Here is a 1,169-nt window from a genome sequence, read left to right as displayed (position 1 = left end):
CCAACGGCGCCGAGGCGGTGGACGTCGTCTTCTCCGGCACCGCGGCTTCCGTCTCCGCGGGCCGCCCCGGCCCCTACACCCTCACCGCCGGGCAGTCGCTCCGGGTGCGCGTCGACGACGGCCGGGACGTCTTCATCCCCTTCAGCGAGGAGGACTTCGGCGACATCACCCAGGCCACTGCCCAGGAGGTGGCCGCCGTCCTCAACTCGGGACTCATCGGCGGACGCGCCACCGTGGAGGCCGGCGTGCTGAGAATCGCCAACGACACCCAGGGCGCCTCCAGCCGCCTGGAGGTGGGCGACGCGGTGGCCAACACCGTCTTCGGCTTCGCGGGCGGCCCGCAGGTGGGGAGCGGCAACGTCCAGAGACTGCGCGCCGTCGAGCTGGCCGAGGTGCGCGCCCTCGTGGAGGCGGCGGTGGCGGGTGTCCGCGTGGCACCGTCCTCCCTGGGGGCCCTGCAGTTGCTCACCCAGTCCACGGGGCCTGGTGCCTCCTTGCGTGTGCAGGGAGACGCGGCCTCCGGCCTCGGACTCGACGCGCTGCTGCACACGGGCGACGCCTCCGGCGCCACCGACGTCCTCCACCTGGAGGCCAGGGATGCAGGCGCCTACGCCAACCGCCTCGAGGTGGAGGTGCGGCCCCCGACGAATGGAGCTCCCGAAACCTTCGACGTCCTCGTCCTCGAGGACGGCGCCTACCGCGAGTCCTTCCCCAACCTCTCCTCAGCCCGGGGCGACGCACGCTACGTCGAGCGCGTCCTCAATGACGAGCGCACCGGCTCCACCTACGTCCGGGCCTTCATGGTGCAACCGGACGCGATTCCGGACGAGCAGACGGTGGCCCTCTCGGGCGGCGCGGACGGCCTCGTCGGCCTGGACGACACGGACTTCATCGGCTCGGAGGCCGGCCGGAGCGGTCTTTTACGCGCTCGACGAAGTGCAGGACCTCTCCCTTCTCCTGGTGCCCGGGCGCGCCACGCCCGCCGTCCACAACGCCATGGTGCGCTACTGCGAGGTGGCGAGAGGCGGCCTCGTCTTCGCCGTCCTCGACTCGCCCGCGGGCTACAGCGCCACGGACATCGTCTCCTACGTCTCGCAGGAGGCCGCCCTCGAAGGGCTCTCTGAGCACGCGGCCCTCTACTGGCCCCGCGTCAAGGTGCTCAACCCCGC

The 1,169-nt window shown here is 72.2% G+C and carries 1 protein-coding gene; it reads left to right on the top strand.

Translation table 11 applies throughout. From position 1 onward, the window contains the following. Positions 1-1,124 (top strand): phage tail sheath protein (locus HUW62_RS47345; protein WP_176438200.1); only part of this gene is annotated, 1,124 nt, incomplete at its 5' end. Positions 1,125-1,169 lie beyond the last annotated feature (45 nt).

The organism is Myxococcus sp. AM011 (genome assembly GCF_013372595.1).
Classification (GTDB): Bacteria; Myxococcota; Myxococcia; order Myxococcales; family Myxococcaceae; genus Myxococcus; species Myxococcus eversor.
Note: the sequence above shows the minus strand (reverse complement) of the source record. Positions and strands in the feature narration are given on the sequence as shown.